At 67.7% G+C, this 22483-nt stretch carries 24 protein-coding genes; 10 read left to right on the top strand and 14 right to left on the bottom strand.

The window, feature by feature from the left end; all coding sequences use genetic code 11:
• Window positions 1–102: 102 nt before the first annotated feature.
• Window positions 103–429 carry a CzcE family metal-binding protein gene (locus ACF8NF_RS00310; RefSeq protein WP_043790802.1) on the top strand — a complete coding sequence of 109 codons (327 nt, stop codon included), beginning with the start codon at window positions 103–105 and terminating at the stop codon, window positions 427–429.
• 115 nt (window positions 430–544) lie between these two features.
• On the opposite strand, the gene rpe is transcribed toward ACF8NF_RS00310, so the two are convergent.
• Window positions 545–1228, bottom strand: coding sequence for a ribulose-phosphate 3-epimerase (gene rpe / locus ACF8NF_RS00305; RefSeq protein WP_016450603.1), 684 nt, complete (start codon window positions 1226–1228; stop codon window positions 545–547).
• A gap of 116 nt (window positions 1229–1344) precedes the next feature.
• On the opposite strand from rpe, the gene apaG reads away from it, so the two are divergent.
• The 4 genes from apaG (at window position 1345) to ACF8NF_RS00285 (ending at window position 6347) form a co-directional block, all read left to right on the top strand.
• On the top strand, window positions 1345–1752 hold the full coding sequence (gene apaG / locus ACF8NF_RS00300; protein ID WP_016450604.1) for a Co2+/Mg2+ efflux protein ApaG: 408 nt from the start codon (window positions 1345–1347) through the stop codon (window positions 1750–1752).
• 52 nt (window positions 1753–1804) lie between these two features.
• On the top strand, window positions 1805–3772 hold the full coding sequence (locus tag ACF8NF_RS00295) for a site-specific recombinase (protein ID WP_126312941.1): 1968 nt from the start codon (window positions 1805–1807) through the stop codon (window positions 3770–3772).
• Between the two features lie 198 nt (window positions 3773–3970).
• Window positions 3971–5233: a cation:proton antiporter gene (locus tag ACF8NF_RS00290; RefSeq protein ID WP_016450606.1), complete on the top strand. Its 1263-nt coding sequence runs from the start codon at window positions 3971–3973 to the stop codon at window positions 5231–5233.
• Window positions 5223–6347 (top strand): YbdK family carboxylate-amine ligase, encoded by a 1125-nt coding sequence (locus tag ACF8NF_RS00285; RefSeq protein WP_013804717.1) that lies wholly within the window; start codon window positions 5223–5225, stop codon window positions 6345–6347. Before ACF8NF_RS00290 ends, ACF8NF_RS00285 begins: the two co-directional genes overlap by 11 nt.
• Window positions 6348–6367: 20 nt before the next feature.
• Here the strand turns inward: ACF8NF_RS00285 and ACF8NF_RS00280 are convergent, their stop codons facing one another.
• The 4 genes from ACF8NF_RS00280 to ACF8NF_RS00265 all read right to left on the bottom strand — a co-directional run bounded on the left by ACF8NF_RS00280 (window position 6368) and on the right by ACF8NF_RS00265 (window position 11453).
• Complete coding sequence (locus ACF8NF_RS00280; protein ID WP_392449876.1) at window positions 6368–8488, bottom strand: alpha/beta hydrolase domain-containing protein; 2121 nt, start codon at window positions 8486–8488, stop codon at window positions 6368–6370.
• A 116-nt stretch (window positions 8489–8604) separates the two neighbouring features.
• Window positions 8605–9588: a Bug family tripartite tricarboxylate transporter substrate binding protein gene (locus ACF8NF_RS00275; protein ID WP_392449875.1), complete on the bottom strand. Its 984-nt coding sequence runs from the start codon at window positions 9586–9588 to the stop codon at window positions 8605–8607.
• A 48-nt stretch (window positions 9589–9636) separates the two neighbouring features.
• Entirely contained in the window at window positions 9637–10008 is a 372-nt protein-coding gene (locus ACF8NF_RS00270; RefSeq protein WP_013804720.1) for a hypothetical protein, read from the bottom strand.
• Window positions 10005–11453 carry an acyclic terpene utilization AtuA family protein gene (locus tag ACF8NF_RS00265; RefSeq protein WP_392412347.1) on the bottom strand — a complete coding sequence of 483 codons (1449 nt, stop codon included), beginning with the start codon at window positions 11451–11453 and terminating at the stop codon, window positions 10005–10007. The genes ACF8NF_RS00270 and ACF8NF_RS00265 overlap by 4 nt, the downstream gene beginning before the upstream one ends.
• Before the next feature lie 70 nt (window positions 11454–11523).
• Between ACF8NF_RS00265 and ACF8NF_RS00260 the strand changes: the two genes are divergently transcribed.
• The 5 genes from ACF8NF_RS00260 (at window position 11524) to ACF8NF_RS00240 (ending at window position 16287) form a co-directional block, all read left to right on the top strand.
• Window positions 11524–12423, top strand: coding sequence for a LysR family transcriptional regulator (locus ACF8NF_RS00260; protein WP_047219821.1), 900 nt, complete (start codon window positions 11524–11526; stop codon window positions 12421–12423).
• Between the two features lie 65 nt (window positions 12424–12488).
• Window positions 12489–13454: a thiamine-phosphate kinase gene (thiL, locus tag ACF8NF_RS00255; protein WP_338499110.1), complete on the top strand. Its 966-nt coding sequence runs from the start codon at window positions 12489–12491 to the stop codon at window positions 13452–13454.
• Between the two features lie 38 nt (window positions 13455–13492).
• Window positions 13493–15154, top strand: coding sequence for a DUF4139 domain-containing protein (locus tag ACF8NF_RS00250; RefSeq protein WP_392449874.1), 1662 nt, complete (start codon window positions 13493–13495; stop codon window positions 15152–15154).
• Between the two features lie 130 nt (window positions 15155–15284).
• Entirely contained in the window at window positions 15285–15785 is a 501-nt protein-coding gene (locus ACF8NF_RS00245; RefSeq protein ID WP_012202641.1) for a phosphatidylglycerophosphatase A, read from the top strand.
• Window positions 15786–15795: 10 nt separating this feature from the next.
• The gene (locus ACF8NF_RS00240) at window positions 15796–16287 is read left to right on the top strand and encodes a CinA family protein (RefSeq protein ID WP_047219825.1); all 492 of its coding nucleotides are present in this window, start codon (window positions 15796–15798) and stop codon (window positions 16285–16287) included.
• On the opposite strand, the gene ACF8NF_RS00235 is transcribed toward ACF8NF_RS00240, so the two are convergent.
• The 9 genes from ACF8NF_RS00235 to ACF8NF_RS00195 form a co-directional block, all read right to left on the bottom strand.
• A complete protein-coding gene (locus ACF8NF_RS00235; protein WP_012202639.1) occupies window positions 16268–16582 on the bottom strand; it encodes a helix-turn-helix domain-containing protein in 315 nt (104 codons plus the stop codon). The genes ACF8NF_RS00240 and ACF8NF_RS00235 overlap by 20 nt on opposite strands.
• Window positions 16583–16615: 33 nt before the next feature.
• Window positions 16616–17440, bottom strand: coding sequence for a UPF0149 family protein (locus ACF8NF_RS00230; protein WP_013804727.1), 825 nt, complete (start codon window positions 17438–17440; stop codon window positions 16616–16618).
• 149 nt (window positions 17441–17589) lie between these two features.
• Window positions 17590–18123, bottom strand: coding sequence for a hypothetical protein (locus ACF8NF_RS00225; RefSeq protein ID WP_052734102.1), 534 nt, complete (start codon window positions 18121–18123; stop codon window positions 17590–17592).
• The gene (locus tag ACF8NF_RS00220) at window positions 18124–19233 is read right to left on the bottom strand and encodes a type VI immunity family protein (RefSeq protein ID WP_043790809.1); all 1110 of its coding nucleotides are present in this window, start codon (window positions 19231–19233) and stop codon (window positions 18124–18126) included.
• A gap of 19 nt (window positions 19234–19252) precedes the next feature.
• Complete coding sequence (locus ACF8NF_RS00215; RefSeq protein WP_046240577.1) at window positions 19253–20341, bottom strand: type VI immunity family protein; 1089 nt, start codon at window positions 20339–20341, stop codon at window positions 19253–19255.
• A gap of 38 nt (window positions 20342–20379) precedes the next feature.
• Window positions 20380–21135 (bottom strand): hypothetical protein, encoded by a 756-nt coding sequence (locus ACF8NF_RS00210; RefSeq protein WP_392449873.1) that lies wholly within the window; start codon window positions 21133–21135, stop codon window positions 20380–20382.
• The gene (locus tag ACF8NF_RS00205; RefSeq protein ID WP_227740866.1) at window positions 21132–21512 is read right to left on the bottom strand and encodes a hypothetical protein; all 381 of its coding nucleotides are present in this window, start codon (window positions 21510–21512) and stop codon (window positions 21132–21134) included. Before ACF8NF_RS00205 ends, ACF8NF_RS00210 begins: the two co-directional genes overlap by 4 nt.
• A gap of 20 nt (window positions 21513–21532) precedes the next feature.
• Complete coding sequence (locus ACF8NF_RS00200) at window positions 21533–22141, bottom strand: DUF4123 domain-containing protein (protein ID WP_016453940.1); 609 nt, start codon at window positions 22139–22141, stop codon at window positions 21533–21535.
• A 6-nt stretch (window positions 22142–22147) separates the two neighbouring features.
• Window positions 22148–22459 carry a PAAR domain-containing protein gene (locus ACF8NF_RS00195; protein ID WP_016453939.1) on the bottom strand — a complete coding sequence of 104 codons (312 nt, stop codon included), beginning with the start codon at window positions 22457–22459 and terminating at the stop codon, window positions 22148–22150.
• Between the last annotated feature and the right edge of the window lie 24 nt (window positions 22460–22483).

Below are 22483 nucleotides of genomic sequence, written 5' to 3'. Positions count from 1 at the left end.
GGCCGGGCAATACCCTTTTGCCGCATTCGCAAAACCATTGCCACGGCCTGCCATCCATGTTCCGTTTGAATTGAAAATCCCATTTGCGCCAAGGAGCATTTCATGAAAAACATCAATGCCCTGTATATCGCAGGCATTTTTCTTGCCTGCCCAATGGCCCATGCGGACACTTTTCCCAACGGTCAATCGCATTACGGCTCGCCCGCGCCTGCAGGCTCCTACCGTAGCGTCGATCTGTCGCAGAAGACGCCCATCAACGTCACCTGCGGCGAAACCCTCAATTTCACCAGCAAGGGCAGGACATTCGCGTGGAAGGTCAGCTCCATCCGGCACAGCCATGTGCCGGTGGCGCGCTTTGCGCCGCCCGGTTTCGACACGCAGGGCCGCAGCATCTTCGTCATGCCCGCAGAGCACGAGCGAGGCGGCTGAAGGGGCCGCGTCGCTGCGGCCTGCGCTGCGCAAAATCCAACTCAACGCAACTCGACGCAGCAAAAAAGGGCCCGCAATTCGCGGGCCCTTTTCGTTGCTGGAGGCAGGCCGAAGCTCAGGCCGCCAGGGCGCCGCGCATGGCGTCGATCACGGCCTTGTAGTCGGGCTTGCCGAAGATGGCGCTGCCGGCCACGAAGGTGTCGGCACCGGCATCGGCCACGCGGCGGATGTTGGTTTCCTTGATGCCGCCGTCCACCTCCAGGCGGATGTCGCGGCCGCTGGCCTCGATGCGCTTGCGCGCGGCCTCGATCTTGCGCAGCGTGCTATCGATGAAGCTCTGGCCGCCGAAGCCGGGGTTCACGCTCATCAGCAAGATGAGGTCGATGTCGTCGATGACCCAGTCCAGCACGTCCAGCGAGGCGGCCGGGTTGAACACCAGGCCCGGCTTGGCGCCCTGGGCACGGATGTTCTGGATGCTGCGGTGCACGTGGGCCGTGGCATCGGGGTGGAAGCTGATGTAGTCGGCGCCGGCCTTGGCGAAGGCCGTGGCCAGTTCGTCCACGGGCGTGACCATCAGGTGCACGTCGACGGGCACGGGCTGGCCGTCGGGCGTCTTCGCATGGGGCTTCAGGGCCTCGCAGATCATGGGACCGAACGTGAGGTTGGGCACGTAGTGGTTGTCCATCACGTCGAAGTGGATCCAGTCGGCGCCGGAGGCGATCACATTCTTGACCTCGTCACCCAGACGGGCGAAGTCGGCAGACAGGATGGAGGGGGCGATGCGGTAGGTGGGGCTCATGGCCTGCGATTGTCGCAGCTAGCCCATGCCGGCACCAGCGACGGCACAAAGCCATGGGTGGCGGCGCGTGGGGACGTTCGCAAGCCGGTACATTGCGGGCAGTTACCATTGCCGCCATGCCCATGAACGAGTTCCAGGTCCAGGTCCGCCCCGCCTTTTTGCCAGAGCAATCCGCTCCAGCGGCAGGCGTGTACGCCTTCTCCTACACGATCACCGTGACCAATACCGGCCAGGTGCCGGGCCAGTTGATCGCGCGCCACTGGATCATCACCAACGAGCTGGGCCATGTCGAAGAGGTCAAGGGCCTGGGGGTGATCGGCCGCCAGCCGCTGCTGCAGCCCGGCGAGACCTTCGAGTACACCAGCGGCTGCCAGCTGCGCACGCCCAACGGCAGCATGCAGGGCACCTATCTGTGCATCAGCCACGAGGGCGAAGTCTTCGAGTGCCCCATCCCGCGCTTTCATCTGCAGTCGGGCGCTGGCGGCGACAGCTTTCCAGACCCTGACAACCGCGTGCTGCACTGAGCGCGTTCCTCGGGGGAGGCGCTAGTCTTCCGCCCTGCCGCAAGACCCCTACATGAAGCGAATCACCCAAGACCTGCCCGGCCTTCTGGCCGCACTCGACCCCGAGGCCGACCTCGCGCACCGCCATATCTGGCTGATCCACCTGCTGGAGTGGGTGCGCGCGCCCAAGCCGTCGGTGGACGGCGCGGTGCAGCGCGTGCAGTTGCTGGTGGAGGCCGTGGAGGCCGATCCGGCCGTGCGCCAGCGCCTGCATGCGTGGTGGCTGCGCTTCATCGATACCGTGGACATCACGGCGCTGCTGGCCGATTTCGGCTTTGCGCCGCGCACCAACATGTTCAGCGAGCTGTCCGAGCGCGTGCGCTACAAGCTGCTGCCCAGCACGCCAGAGACGGTCGATGCCTCCGAGCTGTTCATGCTGGCCATGCCCGACGAATTCGACGCGCGCTGGCTGCACGCGCTGGACGCGGCCCTGCTCGAGCGCATCGCCGTACTGCTGACCGATGGCAGCGAGGGCCAGGGCAGCAGCTTCTGGCAGAACAGCCTGCTGGGCTCCATCACCTATTGCACGGGACAGATCCTGTCCACGGGCTTCTCGCCCGAGCTGCGCCTGCGCATGGACGAGCAGGCGCGCGACGACCAGCCCTTCCACGCCCTGATCCACGATGCGGAAAGCCTGCGCGTGGAGGTGCTGCACGCGCTGCGCACCAACGACCGGCGCGACGCGGCCGAGGCCCGGCTGCGCGAACGGCTGGATGCCTGCCGCGCGGCCGTGACATCGGTGTACGCGCATTTCGAGTCCGAAGGCATTTCGGTGGGCCTGGTGTTTCGCCTTCGCCAGCTGCGCGCGCGCATCCTGCGCGTCAGGCGCCTGCTCGACTGCCTGCTGGCCGACAACCGCGCCACCGAGACGGCCGACCTGCTGGCCAACCTGGTGTCCGTGGGCATCGAGCGGCGCAGCCTGCGCGCCCTGCTGGCCACCAATACCTCGCTGCTGGCCGCCAAGGTGGCCGAGCGCAGCGCCGAGACCGGCGAGCACTACATCACGCGCACGGGCCGGGAGTACCTGTCCATGGTGACCAAGGCCGCCGGCGGCGGCTTCGTGATGGCCTTCACCACGCTGCTCAAGTTCGCGCTCTACGCGCTGGGGCTGTCGGCTTTCTGGGGCGGGCTGGCCGCGGGCATCAACTACTCCATCAGCTTCGTGCTGATCCAGCTGCTGCACTTCACGGTAGCCACCAAGCAGCCGGCCATGACGGCACCGGCCATGGCCGCCAAGCTCAAGGACCTGCGCGCCAGCGAGGCCATCGAGGAATTCGTGGACGAGGTCGCGCACCTGGTGCGCTCCCAGGTGGCGGCCGTGCTGGGCAACGTGCTGGTGGTGCTGCCCATGGTGCTGCTGCTGTCGCTGGGCTATGCCCAGCTGTTCGGCCACACGCCCATCGACGGGCCGCACGCGATTGCCGTGCTCGATTCGCTGAGCCTGCTGGGCCTGTCGCCGCTGTTCGCTGCCTTCACGGGCGTGCTGCTGTTTGCCAGCAGCCTGATCGCGGGCTGGGCCGAGAACTGGTTCGTGCTGCGCCGGCTGGACTCGGTGATCCGCTACAACCCCGGCATCACGCGCTGGCTGGGCGCCGGGCGCGCGGATCGCTGGGCGCATTTCTGGCGCAAGAACATCTCGGGCTTTGCCGCCAATGTCTCGCTGGGCATGATGCTGGGCCTCGTGCCGGCCTTCGCGGCCTTCTTCGGCCTGGGGCTGGAGGTGCGCCACGTCACGCTGTCGGCCGGCCAGATCGGGGCCGCCATGGCCGCCCTGGGCTGGGAGGTTCTGCACTCCGACATGTTCTGGTGGGCGATTGCCCTACTGCCCATCAATGGCGCGTTGAACGTCACTGTCAGCTTTTATCTGGCATTCCGCGTTGCGCTGAGGGCACACAATGTCAGCGGAGTCGACCGCTCGCGCATCTATTCGGCCATCCGCCGCCGTCTGCGCACAGCGCCGCTGAGTTTCTTCCGCCCCTGAGCCTGCGGGACCTCGGGAACCACGCGGAACCCACGTGCTGGCGTGCCCGCCCGGCCTTGCAGCCTGGCAGTCACGCCAGTGGATCGCCAACGAAGTGTCCCCGTGCCAGGCGCACGGGACGCGGGCTTGCCCGCGCCGCAGGGAAGGCCTTGCGGAGCTTCGCTTGCGGGCCACTGGCTCGCGCAAAGGACGTCGCTGATGAATGACATGCTGAGCTTCTGGGAACCGTGGCTGCGGCCTTCGGCCGGGCTGGCCACGGTTCAGTGGTCCCTGCTGCTGGCCGTGGCCACCATGGTCGGCTATGCCTGCCAGCGCCATGCCGCCCTGCCCAAGGTGGTCGGCTACTCGCTGGTCGGCGGCATTGCCGGGTTGATCGGCTTTGGGGCCAACACCACCTGGCCGCTGCAGGGCACGGGGCTGTTCCTGCTGGAGCTGGGCGTGGCCATCGTGCTGTTCGAATGCGGCGGGCGCATCACGCTGCGCTGGTTCCGCCACAACCCCATGGTGCTGGTGCAAAGCGTGGCCGAGTCCGCGCTGACCTACGTGCTGGTCTCCCTGGTGCTGGGCTGGCTGGGCATGGCCCCCGAAGTGGCCGGGCCGCTGGCCCTGGTGGCCATGGCGGCCTCGCCCCTGGTGCTGACGCGCGTGGTGGCCGACATGCGTGCCGCAGGCGCCGTGACCGATCGCGGCCTGGTGCTGTCCACCCTGTCCACGCTGTATGCGCTGGCCCTGGGCAGCGCCAAGGCGGGCATGCTGACGCAGCCCAAGGCCGGCTTCGTGGCCTCGATCATGCCGGTGCTGGTGGTGCTGGGCGTCTCGGTGGCCGTGGCCCTGGTGCTGGCCGTGCTGATGCGCCTGGCGCTGCGCTTCATGAGTCCGGCCAGCGAGAACACCTCCATCCTCTTTCTCACCCTGATCTCGGCCAGCGTGCCGCTGACCTCGTACCTGGGCGGCTCGGCGCCGCTGGCGGCGCTGCTGGGCGGCATCCTGCTCAAGCAGTTCAACCCGCGCCCCTGGGCGTGGCCGCGCCAGCTGGGCACGGCGGCCTCGCTGCTGACCATGCTGATGTTCGTGCTGGTCTCCACCGTGGCCGCACAGGCCGACTGGAGCGCGCCGGTGGCCGGCGTGGTGGGCGCCGTGATCCTGGCGCGCCTGGTCGCCAAGACCCTGGGCGTGGCCGTGGGCAATGTGGGCACGGGCGCCAACTGGCGCCAGGCCTTCTGGGTGGGCTGTGCCATGGCGCCCATGTCATCGGTGGCGCTGCTGATCGCCTCGCAGTTCGTGGCCGCCGCGCCCGAGCTGGGCGCGCAGATCGCAGGCGTGGCCCTGCCCACCATTTTGGTGATGGAGGTGCTGGGCGCCGCCCTGGCCACCGTGGCCATCTACCGCTCCGGCGAAAGCTCCCGTCCCTGGAAGCCGCTGAGCCGCTCGAACACCGCAGGAGATGAACGTGAGTCTTGAAGCCTTCAACTCGTCCGAACCGCTGACCCTGGGCGTGGAGCTGGAACTGCAGCTGGTCAACACCCACGACTACGACCTGGCCCCCTACGCCGAGGACATGCTGCGCCTCATGCTCAAGAACCCGCTGCCCGGCAGCGTGGTGCCCGAGATGACGAACAGCATGATCGAGATCTCCACCAGCGTCTGCCATTCGGCCTCGGAGGTGCTGGGCCAGCTCAGCCAGATCCGCGATGCCCTGGTCAAAAGCGCCGACAAGCTCAACATCGCCGTGGTGGGCGGCGGCACCCACCCCTTCCAGCAGTGGCATGAGCGGCGCATCTACGACAAGCCGCGCTTCCAGGAGCTGTCGCAGCTGTATGGCTACCTGTCCAAGCAGTTCACCATCTTCGGCCAGCACGTGCACATCGGCTGCCCCGACGCCGATGCGGCCCTGCTGATGCTGCACCGCATGTCGCGCTACATCCCGCACTTCATTGCGCTGTCGGCCTCCAGCCCCTACGTGCAGGGCCACGACACGGCCTTCGACTCGGCGCGGCTGAACTCGGTGTTCGCCTTTCCGCTGTCGGGCCGCGCGCCCTGCGTGCTGCACTGGAGCGAGTTCGAGCAGTACTTCGACAAGATGACGCGCACGGGCGTGGTCAAGAGCATGAAGGACTTCTACTGGGACATCCGGCCCAAGCCGGAGTTCGGCACCATCGAGATCCGCGTGTTCGACACGCCGCTGACCATCGAGCGCGCAGCCGCCCTGTCCGGCTACGTGCAGGCGCTGGCCGCCTGGTTCATGGACACCCAGCCCTTCACGCCCGTGGAGGACGACTACCTGGTCTACACCTACAACCGCTTCCAGGCCTGCCGCTTCGGCCTGGAGGCCGTGTACGTGGACCCGGCCACGGGCGAGCACATGCCGCTGGCCGACCACATCCTCAAGACCATGGATGCCGTGGCCGACTACGCGGCCCGCCATGGCGCCGCGCCCGCCCTGCACCTGCTGCGCAGCGACGTGGCCGCCGGCAGCAACGATGCCCGCTGGCTGCGCGAGCGCCAGCGCAGCGAGCAGCTGCTGGCCGAGGTCTCGCGCCAGGCGGCCATGCGCTTTCGCGGCCAGGCCGTCTGAGGCCTGCGTTCAGCGCAGGCTCAAGGCAGCACCGCCGCCGCACGCGCGGCGGTGATCTGCGCGTCGGCGTCGCGCTGCAGCAGCAGGCGCTGGCGCACCACGTCCTGGGCCGCCGCCGTGACGGCGCTCACGTAGCCGGCCTGGTCGACATACAGCTCCTCCAGTGACGGCCGCCCGTCACCGGCCGCCAGCCGCGCCGCGCGCGTCTTGTGGAAGGGGATGAAGCTGCCCGTGAGGTTGGACAGGTCCACGATGCCCGGCGTGGCCACGTAGTTGAACTCCATGCTGGTGCCCAGCGGTGCCCGCGCTTCCACGCTGCGGATGCCTGCGCGCGTGAGGCCGGTGGCCGCATCGACCTGGGGCACGAGGATGGCGTAGTCCTTGCCCGTGGCGCGCGGCGGCTGCAGCGTGGCGATGCCGCTTTCGTCCTGCGGCACGTACTGCGGGCCGAAGTCGAGCAGCGCAAAGCCGTTGTGGCGCGCCAGGTAGCGGAACTCGGGGATGGCGGTCTGCACGCCGCCCACGCTCCAGCTCAGGCCCTTCATGGCGGGAAAGACCAGCTTGTCGGGCCGCACCAGGGTGCCGTCGGCCAGCCTGGGCACCTGGCTGGCCGGCGGCTCGGTGCCGCGCACCACCCAGTCCTCCAGCGCGATGAACAGCGCGCGGAAGGTGTCGTTGAAGTGCACCACGGTGCCGGCCGGATAGACATTGCGCGTGGGCGCATAGCCGATGCTGGCCGTGCCGCCTGCGCCGCCGTGCTGCGTGCTGGCGTAGTAGTAGATGCGGGCATTGGCGGGCTGGGCGATGTCGCGCAGGCCGTTGGCATCGGTCAGCACGGGCGAGCCCTGCAGCTGCCAGAACTCCGTGCCGGACAGGCCCAGGAAGAACTTGGGGCAGGTGTTGCTGGCTTCGCAGCGCTTCATCACGCCGCCCTGGCGGCCGCTGACCTCATCGCTGTAGTCCTTGTCCAGGCCACGCGGCGCGGTCTGGCCGAAGGCCGTGTGGTCGGTGCGCAGGCCGCCCCCGCCGCCGGGCACGGCAAAGCGCGTGTTGATGTTGGTCTGGCGCGCGGCCACATGGGCATACATGCCGTCGAAGACCTTGCCGCCATCGAGCGCCTGGTTGAAGCCCAGGTGCAGGAAGGTCTTCATGGCATTGCCCGACTGCGAGGTGCCCTGGCCGATGGTGTGCGTAATGCGCCCGGCCAGCGGATTGGCCTTGCCGTCGGCGTCGGCCGCCTTGGCGCGGAAGAAGCTCACCGTGTCGCGCAGCGCGGCCAGGCCCACGCCCATGACCTTGGGGTCCTTGGCCACGTAGACCAGCTCGTAGAGGTACTGCGGGTCGAACCCGCCCTTCAGGCAGACGCTGGTGGCCGCAGGCGTGCCGGGGAAGGGATTGGCGGCGGCATCGCAGCTGGCGAACTTCCAGTCGCCCGCAGGCACGGTCTGGCGCGCATCGGTTTCGTTGATGCGGCGCGTGAGCGAGTAGCCGGCCTGCGTGTTGTCCAGGCTGGCGGGCTCGTAGGGGATCATGGTCCCGTTGAACACGCCGCCGGGCAGGGTCATGGAGGGCACGGCGGCGGCCGGGACCAGCTCGGTGCGGTAGCTGCCCGTGATGCTGCTGCCGTCCTTGTTGCGGGCCACGGGCACGGTGACCGTCAGGCGCGCTGGCGTGGACTTGGGCACATCGCCCTGCCAGGCCGAGTACAGCAGCACGTAGCCGCGCTCCAGGTAGACCGCATCGCCGGGCGTGGCCGTGGGGTTGGGCATGGTCAGGATGTTGCCGCGATTGGGCGCGTCATAGCGCAGCACACCGCTGGCCTTGGACATGTCCTTGGGCTTGAGCATGACGAAGTCGGTGCTGTACTCCACCATGCCGCGCGCATTGAGGGGCGCCAGCGCCAGGTCCTGGATCACGGCGTTCTTCGGGTCGGCCGGGTCCAGCTCGCCGCGCAGCACGCCGGTGACTTTTTCGTAGGCGCCGACACTGCCGTAGCTGCCGGCAAAGTCCTCGGTGGCGCTGATGCTCAGCTGCATGCGCGGCGCCTGCGAACCGGCAGGCGAGTCACTGCCGCCGCAGGCGGCCAGCAGGCCGGATGCGGCCAGGGCAAGGGCCAGTGGATGGGTGGATCTGATGTGCATGTTGTCTCCTTGGGGTCATGGCACAGGCAAGGCTGCGCCCTGGCCGCCGTGCATTGCGGCGGCCTAGGGCGGTTCGGAAAAAAAGGAACGGGAGAGCGGGAGAGCGGGGGAGCGGCCTACTCGGGCTGGATGCCGGCGGCCTTGATCACCTGGCCCCACTTCTGGGTCTCGCCCGCCTGGAAGGCGGCCAGCTCCTGGGGCGTGGCGGTCCAGCCCTCGGAGCCGGACATCTCGAAGAAGGACTTGGCGCCCGCGCTGTGCACGGCGTCGGACAGCAGGCGGTTCAGACGGGCAACCACGGCCTCGGGCGTGCCGGCCGGCGCATAGGCGGCGAACCAGTAGCCCATGTCGTAGCCCTTGACGCCGGCTTCCTCCAGCGTGGGCACCTCGGGCAGCTGCGGGCTGCGCTGGGTGGTGGAGTAGCCCAGGGCGCGCAGCTTGCCCGACTTGACCTGGGGCACGCCGGTGGAGGTGTCGGTGATCATCAGGTCGATCTGGCCGCCCAGCAGGTCGGTGATGGCCAGCGGATTGCTCTTGTAGGGCACGTGCATCAGGTCCACGCCGGCCAGCTGCTTGAGCATTTCACCGGCCACGCGGCTGGAGGAGCTGCCGCTGCCGAATGACAGCTTGCCCGGCTGCTTCTTCGCCGCCGCCAGCAGATCGCCCACGTTCCTGTACGGCGCATCGGCGCGCACCACCAGCACCTGGCCGCCCTTGCCCAGCCCGGCCACGGGCGCGAAGTCCTTGACCGCGTCATAGGGCAGCTTCTTGTACAGATGCTGGTTGGCCGCATGCGTGGTGTTGGTGGTGATCAGCACCGTGTAGCCATCGGCCGCCGAGCGCGCCACCTGCTGGGCCGCGATCATGCCGCTGGCGCCGCCCTTGTTCTCGACCACCACGGCCTGCTTGGTCGCCGTGGTCACGGCCTGGCCCAGCGCCCGTGCCAGCTGGTCGGTGGCGCTGCCGGCCGCAAACGGCACGACGAAGGTGATGGGCTTGGACGGATAGTCCTGTGCCAGGGCCGGTGCGGCGGCGGCTGCCAGCGCGCAGGCTGCCAGCGCGAGCGCATGGCGGCGGGGGAAGTTGTGCGAAAAGTGCATGTCTGTCTCCTTTGTTGTGATGAATGTGTGACGGGCGGGTGCTGCCGGCTACTCCGGCGCCAGGTGGGGCAGCAGCGAAGCCGGTATGTGGACCTGCATCTGCAGCAGCCAGTACGACAGCGCCTTGCCGTGGCTGTCGAGGTTGAGCGCGTCGTTGACGCCGCCGTCCAGCACCGCGTCCAGCACCCAGTTCATGGCCTGCAGGCGCTGCAGCACGAAGCGCTGCACGCGCGCCGGGCGCCGGGCGGCGAAGTGCGCGGCCACGCGCTCTTCGGTGATCTGCTCCACCAGCACGGGCCAGCAGGCGGCATTCCAGGCGATGAGGCTGATGTTGGATCGGTTGCCCTTGTCCCCCGTGCGCCCGTGCGCCAGGCGGTACAACGGCACGGTGACGGGCATCGTGGTTGGCAGTGTGTTCATGCGGCGTGCTCCCCGGCTTCTTTCTCGACCCCTTTGTCGACCCCTTTGTCGATCTCTCCCTCGGCCCACTTCCATCCGGTGGCGACGCTCTGCTGCGCCAGCAGGCAGGACACCGTGCCCAGCCGCGCGCGCAGCGCCGTGCGCACGCCGCCGCCGCCGGCCGGCCCGCAGGTGTACAGCGCATTGACCTCGCGCGGCAGGCGCCGCGCCTGGGCCTGCGTGGGGCGCAGCCAGGCAGCGCGCAGGCGCACGTCCTGGGGGGCGGCTGCGCCGGCCGGCTGCGCGTCGCGCCAGCGGCCGGCGTCATCGCCCAGCACGCTGGCCACGCCGATCCAGTCCAGGCGCAGGTCGCCTGCGGCCTCGCCGCCCAGGCGCTCGCGCAGCACCTCGCCGGCCAGCCGGGCGCGCTCCAGGGCGCGCGGGCCGGCATAGGAGATCTCGCCCTCGGCCAGCCAGCCCGAGGCATGGCAGACATTGACCTTGTAGTGGCCGTTGTGCGCATGGCCGCGCACGCCGCTCAGGCGCACGGCGTCAGGCCCCACCTGGTGCACCTCGGCCTCGGACAGGTCGGCCACCACGTCGGGCGTCAGGTAGGCGGCCGGGTCGTGCACCTCGTACAGCAGCTGTTCCTTGACCGTGCGTTCGCTGACCAGGCCGCCCGTGCCTTCGGGCTTGGTGATGGTGCAGTCGCCCGAGGGCTCGATGATGGCGATGGGATAGCCCAGCCGCGCCAGGCCCTGCACGTCCTTGAAGCCCGGGTCGGCAAAGTAGCCGCCCGTGACCTGCGCGCCGCATTCCAGCAGGTGGCCTGCCATGGTGGCGCGCGCCAGGCGGTCCCAGTCGTCCCAGGCCCAGCCGAAATGCGCCATGGCCGGCCCCAGGGTCAGCGAGGGGTCGGACACGCGGCCGGCCACCACGATCTCGGCGCCGGCCTGCAGGGCCTCGGCAATCGCGCGGGCACCGATGTAGGCGTTGGCACTGACCAGCGAATCCTCGGGAAACTCCGCGCCCAGCGCGGCCCGCAGCGCCCCGCGGTACGCCGGGCCGCTGACATCGTCGCCATGCACCACGGCGATGCGCGGCACGCGCAGGCCCAGGCGCTGCGCCAGCCGCTGGATGCAGCGCGCCGCGCCTTCGGGGTTGGCGGCACCGAAGTTGCTGACGATGCGTATGCCATGCGCCAGGCAGTCGGCCAGCACGGGCTCCAGCAGGTCCTCCAGCAGGGGTTCATAGCCCGCGTCGGGCTGCTCGCGCCGCGCGAGCTGGGCCAGCGCCAGCGTGCGCTCGGCCAGGGTCTCGAAGATCAGGCAGGCGCTCTGGCCGCTGGCCGCCAGGGCGCGCACCACGGGCGCGGCGGCATCGGTGCGGTCGCCCGAGAAGCCGGCTGCGCAGCCCACCCACAGCGGGGGCCTGTCCGGGGCAAGAGAGGGTTCCAGGTTGTCCATGAGAGCCAATGTAGGCAGCCGCTGCTAATCTGTGAAATCGATTGTTCGGATCGACTTATCCAAAAACCAGATGAATATCTCCTCCCGCCAGCTCGATGCCTTCATCGCCCTGGCCCAGCTCAGCAGCTTCACCCTGGCCGCGCAGCGCTGCCATCTGTCGCAGCCGGCCTTCAGTGCCCTGATCAAGGGGCTTGAAGACGGCGTGGGCGTGCGCCTGTTCGACCGCAGCACGCGCCACGTGGCGCTGACGCAGGAGGGGGCGCAGTTCCTCGATGCCGCGCAGCGCATACGCGCCGACCTGGGCGATGCCGTGCACGGCCTGCGCGAGGCGGCGGCGCTGCAGCGCGGGCGCGTGTCCATCGCCCTGCTGCCTTCGCTGGCGGCGGCCTGGCTGCCGCCCGTGCTGGCGCTGTTCCATGCGCGCCATCCGGGCATACAGCTGCAGGTGTCGGACCTGCTGTCCGAATCGTGCATCGCCCAGGTGGCCTCGGGCCAGGCCGACCTGGCGCTGGCCGCCATCCGCGCCGACACCGAGGAGCTGCAGGCCGAATGGTTCTGCGCCGACCGGCTGCACCTGGTCTGCCGCGCCGACCATGCGCTGGCGGCCCTGCCCGCGCCGGCCATGGCCGACCTGCGTGACCAGCCCTTCATCCAGCTCGCCCGCCACAGCAGCGTGCGCCAGTACCTGGAATCGCAGGAACAGGCCCCGCCCCTCAACACCTTGCTGGAGGTGGAGCACCTGGCCACCGTGATGGGCATGGTGCGCGCGGGCCTGGGCATCAGCGTGGTGCCGGCCCTGGCGCTGTTCCACTTCGTGCAGCCTGGCCTGGTGACGCGCCCGCTGGCCGATGCCGACCGCCGGCGCGACCTGTACCTGGTGCGCAGGCGCCAGCGCAGCCTGTCGCCGGCCGCCCAGGCCTTCCACGCGCTGGCGCTGGAGCATCGGCCCGGTGCGGGCGAGACCACCTGATACGGGGCAGCACGAACCTCGCAGCACAATAGCCCGATCGCCAAACGCATCCGAAAGCCGCCACCGTGGGTGAATTCGACCTGATCCGCCGCTTCTTCCAGCGCCCCGTGCGCCGCGCCGCCCTGGGCGTGGGCGATGACTGCGCCCTGCTCGCCCCGGCGCCGGGCATGCAGCTGGCCGTCTCCAGCGACATGCTGGTCGAGGGCCGGCATTTCTTCGCCGACGTGGACCCGCGCCTGCTGGGCCACAAATCCCTGGCCGTGAACCTGTCCGACCTGGCGGCCTGCGGCGCGCGTCCGCTGGCCTTCACCCTGGCCCTGTCCCTGCCGCGCGCCGATGCGGCCTGGACCGAGGCGTTTGCGGCCGGCCTGCTGGCCCTGGCCGACGCCCACGGCTGCGAGCTGGTCGGCGGCGACACCACCCAGGGGCCCTTGAACATCTGCATCACCGTCTTCGGCGAAGTGCCGCCCGGCCAGGCCCTGCTGCGCAGCGGCGCGCGCGCAGGCGACGACATCTGGGTCAGCGGCAGCCTGGGCGATGCCCGCCTGGCGCTGGAAGCCCTGCTGGGCCACACCACCTTGCCACCCGGCACGCTGGCCGCCGCGCGCCAGCGCCTGGAAGCGCCCACGCCGCGCGTGGCCCTGGGCCAGGCGCTGCTCGGCATTGCCAGCAGCGCGCTGGATGTGAGCGACGGCCTGCTGGGCGACCTGGGCCACATCCTGGAGCAATCCCGCGTGGGCGCCAGCCTGGATACGCGCCTGATCACGCCCCTGCTCGATGCCGGCAGGCACACGCCCCTGGCCATCGACCTGCTGCACCAGTGCACCCTGTCCGGCGGCGACGACTACGAGCTGTGCTTCACGGCCCCGGCCGACCGGCGCGATGCCGTGCAGGCCGCAGGCCGCGACAGCGCCACGCGCGTCACGCGCATCGGCTGCATCGAGGAGCAGCCCGGCCTGCGGCTGATCGGCCCGGACGGAGCGGCCATGGCGCCCCGGTGGACCTCATTCGACCACTTCGCTGCGGCCTGACGCCGCGCCAAACCACTTTCATCCGAGAAGGACTGCCCATGGTTCAACGCTCCGCCCTGCCCGCCCTGCCCGCCCTCTCGGCCCTGGCCGCCGCCTGCTTCCTGCTGGCAGGCACCCCGGTCCAGGCCCAGGCACAAGCCCAGGAAGCCACCATCGCCCGCGCCCCCATCGCGCGCGTCACCCTGTATGCGGGCGTGGCCTCGGTGGAGCGCACGGCGCGCATCACGGCCGCCACGCGCCAGCTGGTGTTCGAGTGCCTGCCGGGCTCCATCGACCCGCAGAGCCTGCAGGTCAGCGCCGATGCCGGCGTGCGCCTGGGCGACTACAAGCTGCAGTCGCAGCCGCGCGAACTGGCCTCCAAGGCCTGCGCCAGCCCGCTGGAGCAGCAGATCCGCACGTTGGAAGACCAGCTGGCCGCGCTGGAGGCCGACGAGTCCGCCGCCAAGCTCGTGGGCGACTACCTGCAGGGCCTGGCCAAGCCCGGCGATGACGCCAAAGCCCCCGCCCTGCCCGCCGCCAGCCAGCTGGGCGCCGCCACCGAGGCGCTGCGCAGCACCAGCCGCGGCAACACGCTGCGCGCCCACCAGATCCTGCGGCAAAAGCAGGCGCTGCAGGAGCAGCTCAGGCCGCTGCAGCTCGAACGCGACCGCACGGGCGCAGGCAACGCCCAGGTGATGAAGGTCACCGTGCAACTGGCCAGCCCGGCCGATGCCAATGTGCAGCTCACCTACCAGGTGCGCGGCCCGAGCTGGCAGCCCACCTACCGCGCCCAGCTGGACCCGGCCAAGGGCACGGTGGCCATCGAACGCCTGGCCCTGGTGGCCCAGAACAGCGGCGAGGACTGGAGCCAGGTGCAGCTGCTGCTATCCACCGGCCAGCCTTCGCGCAGCACGCAGGCACGCCTGCCCAATCCCTGGACGCTGGATGTGGAACGGCCCCGCCCCGTGGCCGCCATGGCCCCTGCGCCAGCGCCGGCCCCGGCGGCCCCTGCGATGATGCTGGAGCGCGCCCGCAAGCCCGGGGCGGCCGGCGAGGCCGCCGAACTGCCGGTGCTCGATGTCGCCAGCCTCAACACCGCCTACGCCACGCAGTTCTCCGTGCCCTACCGCATCAGCGTGCCCTCCAGCAGCGAGCGCGTGACCCTGGCCCTGGGCGCGCAGAACCTGCCGGCCACCTTGCTCACGCGCACGGCGCCCGCCGTGGAAGAGGCCGCCTACCTGGTGGCCCAGCTGGCCGTGCCGGCCGGTGTCTGGCCCGCAGGCCCCGTGGCCCTGTTCCGCGACGGCGCCTTCGCCGGCCAGGGCCGGCTGGACTTCGGCAACGCCGCCGCGCTGGCCCAGGGCCTGTCCTTCGGCCGCGATGACAAGGTGGTGGTGCGCAACCTGCCCGTGGACTCGGCCACGGGCAGCGGCGGCCTGCTCAGCAGCAGCACCGAACGCCAGGTCACGCGGCGCTTCCAGGTGGACAACCGCCATGACCGCGCCATCGAGCTGCAGGTGGTGGACGCCGCACCCGTCTCGCGCAACGAGCAGATCCGCGTGCAGTCCCAGTACAACCCGCAGCCGGCCACCACGCGCTGGAACGACCGCAACGGCATGATCGCCTGGCAGCAGCCGCTGGCCGCTGGCGCCAGCGCCAGCTTCGAGGCCCGCCACCAGATCCGCCATCCGCAGGATCTGGCGGTCGAAGAGCGTCAGTGAAGCACCAGGGCCGCGCTTATGATCTCGCCCCATGAGTGACGCGCCGCTGCGGCCGGAGGTTTCCGGCGATCCTGCTACCCCCACCTTTGCCTCTGCGGCGCGCCCACCGGAAGGCCCGCCGCAGGGCGGCATGGCACGCCCCACGCTGGAATTCATGATGTCCCACCCGGCCCACTTCATCGCCATGGGGCTGGGCTCGGGGCTGGGGCGCATCGCGCCCGGCACCGTGGGCACGCTGTGGGCCTGGCTGTCCTTCCTGCTGCTGCAGCACTGGTTCACGCCCCAGCAGATCGGCCTGCTGATCGCGGGCAGCATTCCGCTGGGCTGGTGGGCCTGCACGGTCACGGCGCGCCACATGCGCGTGGCCGACCCGGGCAACCTGGTCTGGGACGAGATCGTGGCCTTCTGGCTGGTGCTGTGGCTGGTCATGCCCACGGGCTTCTGGGGCCAGCTCATCGCCTTTGCGCTGTTTCGCTTCTTCGACGCCGCCAAGCCCCAGCCCGTCAAATGGGCCGACCGGTGCTTCAAGGGCTTCGGCTGGCGCGGCGGCTGGGGGATCATGTTCGATGACCTGGTGGCCGCCTTCTGCACGCTGCTGGTCATCGCGCTATGGCGCCATTTCATCGGCTGAAGGAGCTGGCATGAACGCATCCAACGAACTCGTCGAAACCCTGGCAGGCCTGCTGCTGCAGCGCGGCTGGATGCTGGCCACGGCCGAGAGCTGCACGGGCGGCATGATCGCTGCGGCCTGCACGGACCGCGCCGGCTCCAGCGAATGGTTCGAGCGCGGCCTTGTCAGCTACTCCAACGCGGCCAAGCACGACCTGCTGGGCGTGCCCGAGCCGCTGATCGCCGAACACGGCGCCGTGAGCGAGCCCGTGGCGCGCGCCATGGCCGAAGGCGCCATCGCCCACTCACGCGCGCAGTGCAGCGTGGCCGTGACAGGCGTGGCCGGGCCGGGCGGCGGCAGCGCCGCCAAGCCCGTGGGCACGGTCTGGTTCGGCTGGAACGTGTACGGCACCACGCACAGCGAATGCCTGCGCTTTGACGGCGACCGCGCCGCCGTGCGCCAGGCCACCGTGGTCCATGCCCTGCAGCGCCTCAATGCGCTGATCAGCGCAAGGCTTTTATGAGCCGGTGCGCGATCTCCTGCAGCGGTGCAGGCAGGGCGCGGTAGCTTTCCAGCAGGCGCTGCTCGTCCACGGGCAGCGGCGCGTTGTCGTCTTCCAGGCCAGCCGTCAGCTCCAGCGCCGTGGTCTGCAACGCCAGGGCCACGCGGGCCAGGGTGTCGTTCTTGAGGGTGCGGATGGCCCCCGATTCGATCTGCGACACGGCCGAGGCCGTGATGCCCGCCGCCTCGGCCAGCCGGCCCTGGGTCATGCCCAGTTCGGCGCGGCGGGCGCGTATGCGTTCACCGATATGTCTCATGGCCCGTGCATCCAAAGCCTGTGGCGCGGGCGCTCAGGCGCCGTGGCACTTCTTGAACTTCTTGCCGCTGCCGCAGGGGCAGGGGTCGTTGCGGCCCGGCTGCTCGCCCTTGACGATGGTTTCCTGGCGCGGGCCCATGCTCTTCCAGATCTGGCGCAGGTCGTACAGCGCCCAGATGGCCTCGCCGAACTGCTCCACGCGCTCCTGGCTGGTGCTGGCGGGGCCGTCCTCGTCGTACATGCAGACTTCGGGCTTGCCGGTGTCATCCTCGGTCAGGGCCACGACGGCGTTGAGCGCCTCGTTGAGCCAGCCGGCGGCTTCCTTGTCGCGCGGCGCGGCCCATTCCTCGGCCCAGTTCTCGACCACGAACATGAAGCCCAGCGCCCAGATCTGGCCGAACGAAGGAATCTCGCCGTCATCGGGACGCTCTTCCTCGGGCAGCGACAGGATGGCGCCGCGCATGTCCATGGCCTCGGGCTGGAAGGTGCGGTCGTCTTCCAGCGTCTTCACATCGGCGTCCAGCTGGGTGCGGATCTCGTCCATGCGCAGGCCCACCAGCTCCAGAAAGCGCGCCTGCTGCGCCGCATCCTTGAACACTTCCATCAGCGGCAGCGGCTGGCCCTCGGCCACCTCCAGCGTGCCGCCGTCGCCCAGCAGCATGGGCAGCCACTCGGCGGCCGGCACCTCGCGGCGCGTGCAGATCAGCGCCGTCAGGAAACCGTCGCAGAACTCCCACTGCGGAATCTCCTCGCCGCGCGTGCGCAGCTCGTCGAGCAGATCGTCAAGCTCCTCCAGCGCCTCGGGCGTCAGGGCAGGCTCGTCGGGCAGGGCGGTGGCTTCGTGGGCGTCGTTGGACATGGCGGAAATCTCTAGGGAAAACAGGGAGAAGGAACCGGCCACGGCCAGCCCCTCGAATGAATGGCCCGCAGTGTAGCCGCGCCGCCATGTCCGTGGCGCCCGGTCGGAACTGGCGCCCACGGGGCCATATCTCCCACATGGCCCACCCGCTACCCGGCTCCCTGCCAGGCCGGGAGCATGGAAAGGCCCACCCATTCCCCGACCCGGCTCATCGTCAAATTCTGCAAAGCGCCGCTGGCGCCGCCAAAGACTGCCACCAGTGCCCATGTCTGCTCGTCGAAACCGCGGGTCGTGCAGCAGGCCATCTGGGGCAGGCACATCGCCTCGGACTGGTCCTGGGCCAGCAGGCTGACGAATTCCTGCGCGGTCACGGTCTCCGGATCCAGGCCCATGGGCCAAGTCCCCTTCCAGCGCTGCGCATCCAGGGTCACGCTGTGCACGCCCCATGTCGGAGCGCCTGGCATGTCGCCCCAGGCCAGGCGTTGAAGGACCAGGCCCAGCCCCCTCTCCGCCCATGTCACCGGGTAAGGCGGGGCGTGATCGATCTTCAGCAGCTGCGCATCGCTCAATCCCGCCTGGCGCAGGGCCAGGCGCAGGTAATCCTGCCGGCTGTGCCGCCCCAACGTGCGCAACACGGCATCCATCAACGGGGCGATGGGCTGTGGATTCATGGTGCCGTCCATTCAGAACTCATCAAAACGACGCATATAGGCATCGCATGCCAGTTGCCATGCATGCTCATCATTGGAGCCAGAAGGCGGCGGTCCGATGAAGTTGTTGAGCCGGGATTTGGCACGAATCGGTTTGAGCAGGCGCGCCGCCTCGCCAAAGGCGGGCAGTGTCAGTCCCTGCTCCATATCCCCCAGCCCAGGAAAGTCTCCTGCACGGATTCCCAGGCAGTTGCCTACATCACCGGCCGAAAGATACTGGCTGGCCTCGATCTGCTTGCGCACCGCTTCCCGCCCGCCCAGTTTTTCCAGCAAGGCATCGCTGACAAAACTGAGCCAGTTGATGCTGTACATGGCGTTGTTGAAGTCATGGCTCTGCAAGGCGTGGCCACCCAATGCATTCAAGCCTGGAAACCGCTGAAGATAGGGATATAGCACTTGCTGGCCCTTGCCAACAGGTCCGATATTTCGTTCTTCCACTGCAGGCATGACACCCCATCCGGCAATGGCCCAGAAGGGCTGCATCAACTCCACTAGCTGGGTGGTAATTTTTCCCACATTGCGCTCAGGCGGTTGATCAAGAATCCACCTGACAGGAAGTGCCATGCGAATGAAAGACATGGCAGGGCCTATGCCAGGTGATTGATAGCGATCCTTCATCCAAAGCCCTTCGTCGTTGTTGATACAGCAGTAGAGACGAAAGTCTTGCGCATTTTTTTCCCACACTTCAGGGGGCTTAGGCCTACCCGAGGCCATATAAAATATCAGAGCATAACCTTTTGGGTTATCAAAGCTCTTCTGTTTCTTTGCAGCCAACTTTCTTTGTGCTATCGCGCTGGTCAGCATGGCTGGCATTCCGTCATACCAATAAACCAGCCGTTCCTTCCCTACGGCCTCACAAAAAAGATCAACCACTTTCCATGCACGTTCACGCACAGCCAAGGAATCCCCCTCATGGAACACCATTTCAATGGTCCAGCCGGCTCTTGCACAAACATCACCGAACTGATTGCACAGTACCAGCGCCTTGAGAATATCCATCGTCGCCACGGTGGCAGCATCCGCCTTCTCATTACCGCAAGGCCAATTGAAATCATTTTTCGCAGCCATCTTGATCTTCTCCATTACTTCAAAACACCAGAAATCAGAACAAATCAAACCGGCTCATATAGGCATCGCATGCCAGCAGCCATGCATGTTCATCATTGGAGCCAGAAGGCGGTGGTCCGATGAAGTTGTTGAGCCGGGATTTGGCACGAATCGGCTTGAGCAGGCGCGCCGCCTCGCCAAAGGCGGGCAGTGTCAGTCCCTGCTCCATATCCCCCAGCCCCGGAAAGTCTCCGGCCCGAATCCCCAGGCAGTTGCCCACATCCCCGGCGGAAAGGTATTGGCTGGCCTGCACCTGCTTTCGCACGGCCTCCCGCCCACCCAGTTTCTCCAGCAATGCATCGCTGACAAAACTCAGCCAGTTGATGCTGTACATGGCTTTGTTGAAGTCATGATCGAACAATGCAAGACTTCCTATGGCATTCAATCCTGGGAACCGCTTCAGATAGGGATATAGCACTTGCTGGCCCTTGCCATCGGGTCCAATATTGCGTTCTTCCACTGCAGGAATGACACCCCAGCCGGCAATAGCCCAGAAGGGTTGCATCAACTCCACCACCTGGGTAGTGATCCGGCCCACGTTGTGCTCAGGTGGCTGGTCAAGAATCCACCATGCTGGAAATGCTATGCGAATGAAAGACATGGCAGGACCTATGCCAGGTGAGGTAGAGCGATCATCTAGCCATGTGTATTCTTCGTTGGCAATACGACAGTAAAGACGAAAGTCTTGTGCATTGTTTTCCCATACTTCAGGTGGATTTGGTTTACCCGAAGCCATGTGGAAGATCAGTGCGTAACCTTTAGGGTTGTCCAAGCTTTTCTGTTTCTTGGCGGCCAGCTTTCTTTGTGCGATCGCGCTGGTCAGCATGGCTGGCATTCCGTCGTACCAATAAACCAATTTTTCTTTCCCCACAGCCTCACAAAAAAGATCGACCACTTTCCATGCGCGCTCACGCACGGCCAATGAATCCCCATCATGGAACACCATCTCGATCGTCCAGCCTGCTCTTGCACAAATACGCCCAAATTGATTCTTCAATACCAGCGCCTTGATAATATCCATCGTCGCCACAGTGGCCTTCTGCAGCTCTTTGGTACTCAAAGGTTTGTTGAAGTCTTTTGCCATATCCATCCTCCATATTTCGCCGTATCTAAACCATCGCTTCAAAAGGCCAATCCGAGGACTCTTGCGAGTGCGCTCCCCACCGCACCTACACCTCTAAGTGCCCGCCCCAGCGCAGACGCACCGGCCGCAGCCCCGACCGCCGCCGCCGTATCCTCATTCACCCGCTCTGACAAAGAGATGGCCTTTTCCCTATTGGCCTGCCATCGCGCTGCCTGATTCAACACACCTTCGTTTTCCTTTTCGCCATTACTGTCGCAAGCACAGCTTTCGGCGTCCAAGGCTTCTTTGAGAAACTTATTTTTAAAAATATATTCGTAGGCATCAATCTGACTCATGCCGTCTGGCCCTTCAACATTGGAATACCCATCCCCGGGAAACTTCATCTCATAGACCCGCTGCACGTTGTCCAGCACAGGCGGCAGGCGCGGGTTCTTCACCACGACCACATCCGGGATGCGCGAGCCCGCAGGCCGGCTGCGCGTGGGTCGTACGGGCTCCCTGCGCGACATGACGGGGGCCTTGTTCAGGTACGGCACTTCCTGCTTGTAGTAGCCCCGGTAGCCTTCAAACCCGTCGGCCTGCATGACCACGCCGGCCACGCAGCGCTGGCCCAGGCCGCCGGTCATGCAGCAGCAAAACAGCTCGCACAGCGCCCTGCGGTCCAGTTCGTTGTCGAAGTCCCGGGTGCCGCATACCTTGTTGAAGCCCACAAGCACGACGGCCTTGCACAGGTCCCTGGACCGCTTCAGGCGATTGAGGGCGATGAAGGCGGGGACCAGTTGTTCGCAGCTCATGCGCCAGGCCCGCCGAGGGGCGAGGAGGATTCGCCCACAGGCGTGCGCCGCCGCACCACGTCCCAGATGCCCATCGGCAGTTCAAGCATCATCAACTGGATGCGTCCGTCAGGCGGCAGGTCGGTGCGCGAGAGAAACTTGCGCACGGCGGGAAATTCGTCGAAGCGCTCGCCAAACTGGTGGCGCAAGGCCAGGAAGCCGATGACATCGTCCGGCGTCGACAGGCCCCAGCCCACCGCACGGTCAAGGCCTCGCCGGGTGTGGGCCAGCAGCCTGTCATGTGGCCAATCCTGCTCGCTGAGATGGCAGGTCTGCCGCACGATGGCGGCAATCCCTTCTTCGCTGGGCACGAGGTTGCGGCGCAGCGTGCGCTGCATTTCCAGGGTTGAAATTTCCATCATGGCGAAGACACCTCCCATTGCCTGTTGTCCAGGCGCGCCAGGCCTGTGACGTGGTCCAGAAACTTGCGTTGCGCCATGCCGACCCAGATCCCCTCGGGATGCGGTGCCAGGCAGGCGAGGATGCTGTGGCCGCGGAACCAGTCCCCCAGATGCGCCGGGTCGAACTGCGCCAGCAGGCGAGGCAGCACGCGCGGGTCGTAAAAGCGCAGCCACAGCCGCTGGCCGCCGTCTCCCCTGGCCTGCAGAAACCGCTTGAGATGGCGCTTGAGCGCAGGGGCCGGCAGCCGGCTGATCAGGAAAATGCCCCAGTGCGCCTGCCAGCCTTCATGCGGCCAGCGCTGGAACAGCGGGCTGCCTGCATGCACCCGCATGAGATAGGGCGCGTAGCGCGCATAGCGGGCGGCGGGCATGCCGTCATACAGGCAGGTGATGCCGGACTGCGGCGGCTCGGCCAGGATGGCGTCATGCAGGTGCTCATCCGCCGCCGCGTCCACGATGGCGTAGAGCAGGCCGTCATAGGTCGCCGCCACCTTTTCGAGCACGGCCTGGCGTGCCATCTGGAGGTCGTCCGGCGTGCCGGGGCCTGGGGGGATCAAGGTGGACATGGCGATTCAGTCCTCCATGGCCGACACGAAGGCGGCCCCCGATTGCGCGGCTTCGGCCAGGCACCGGCCCGCATTCGCACCGATCCAGACGGTGGTGCAGCCCGAGACGACCACGCCGCCGTGCACGGTCCTGTCCCCCATGCGGGCTGCGGGCCTGCCGCCGATCAGAACCGTGGCTTCGCCTTCGGCAATGGCGTCGGGCGGCGAACGGGGGCACAGCGCCTGGTCCGTGACCCTGGCCGCCGGCATGCCGCCTATGAGCACATCGGCCTGGCCGGAGAGAATGGCCCCGCCCCCGTGGGCGGGACAGGCATGCATGTCGCCCACTCTTGCTGCAGGTTG

The organism is Delftia sp. WSY_22 (genome assembly GCF_043104185.1).
Lineage (GTDB): Bacteria > Pseudomonadota > Gammaproteobacteria > Burkholderiales > Burkholderiaceae_C > Comamonas > Comamonas tsuruhatensis.
The sequence above is the reverse complement of the archived record's forward strand: the minus strand, read 5'-3'. Positions and strand labels throughout refer to the sequence as shown.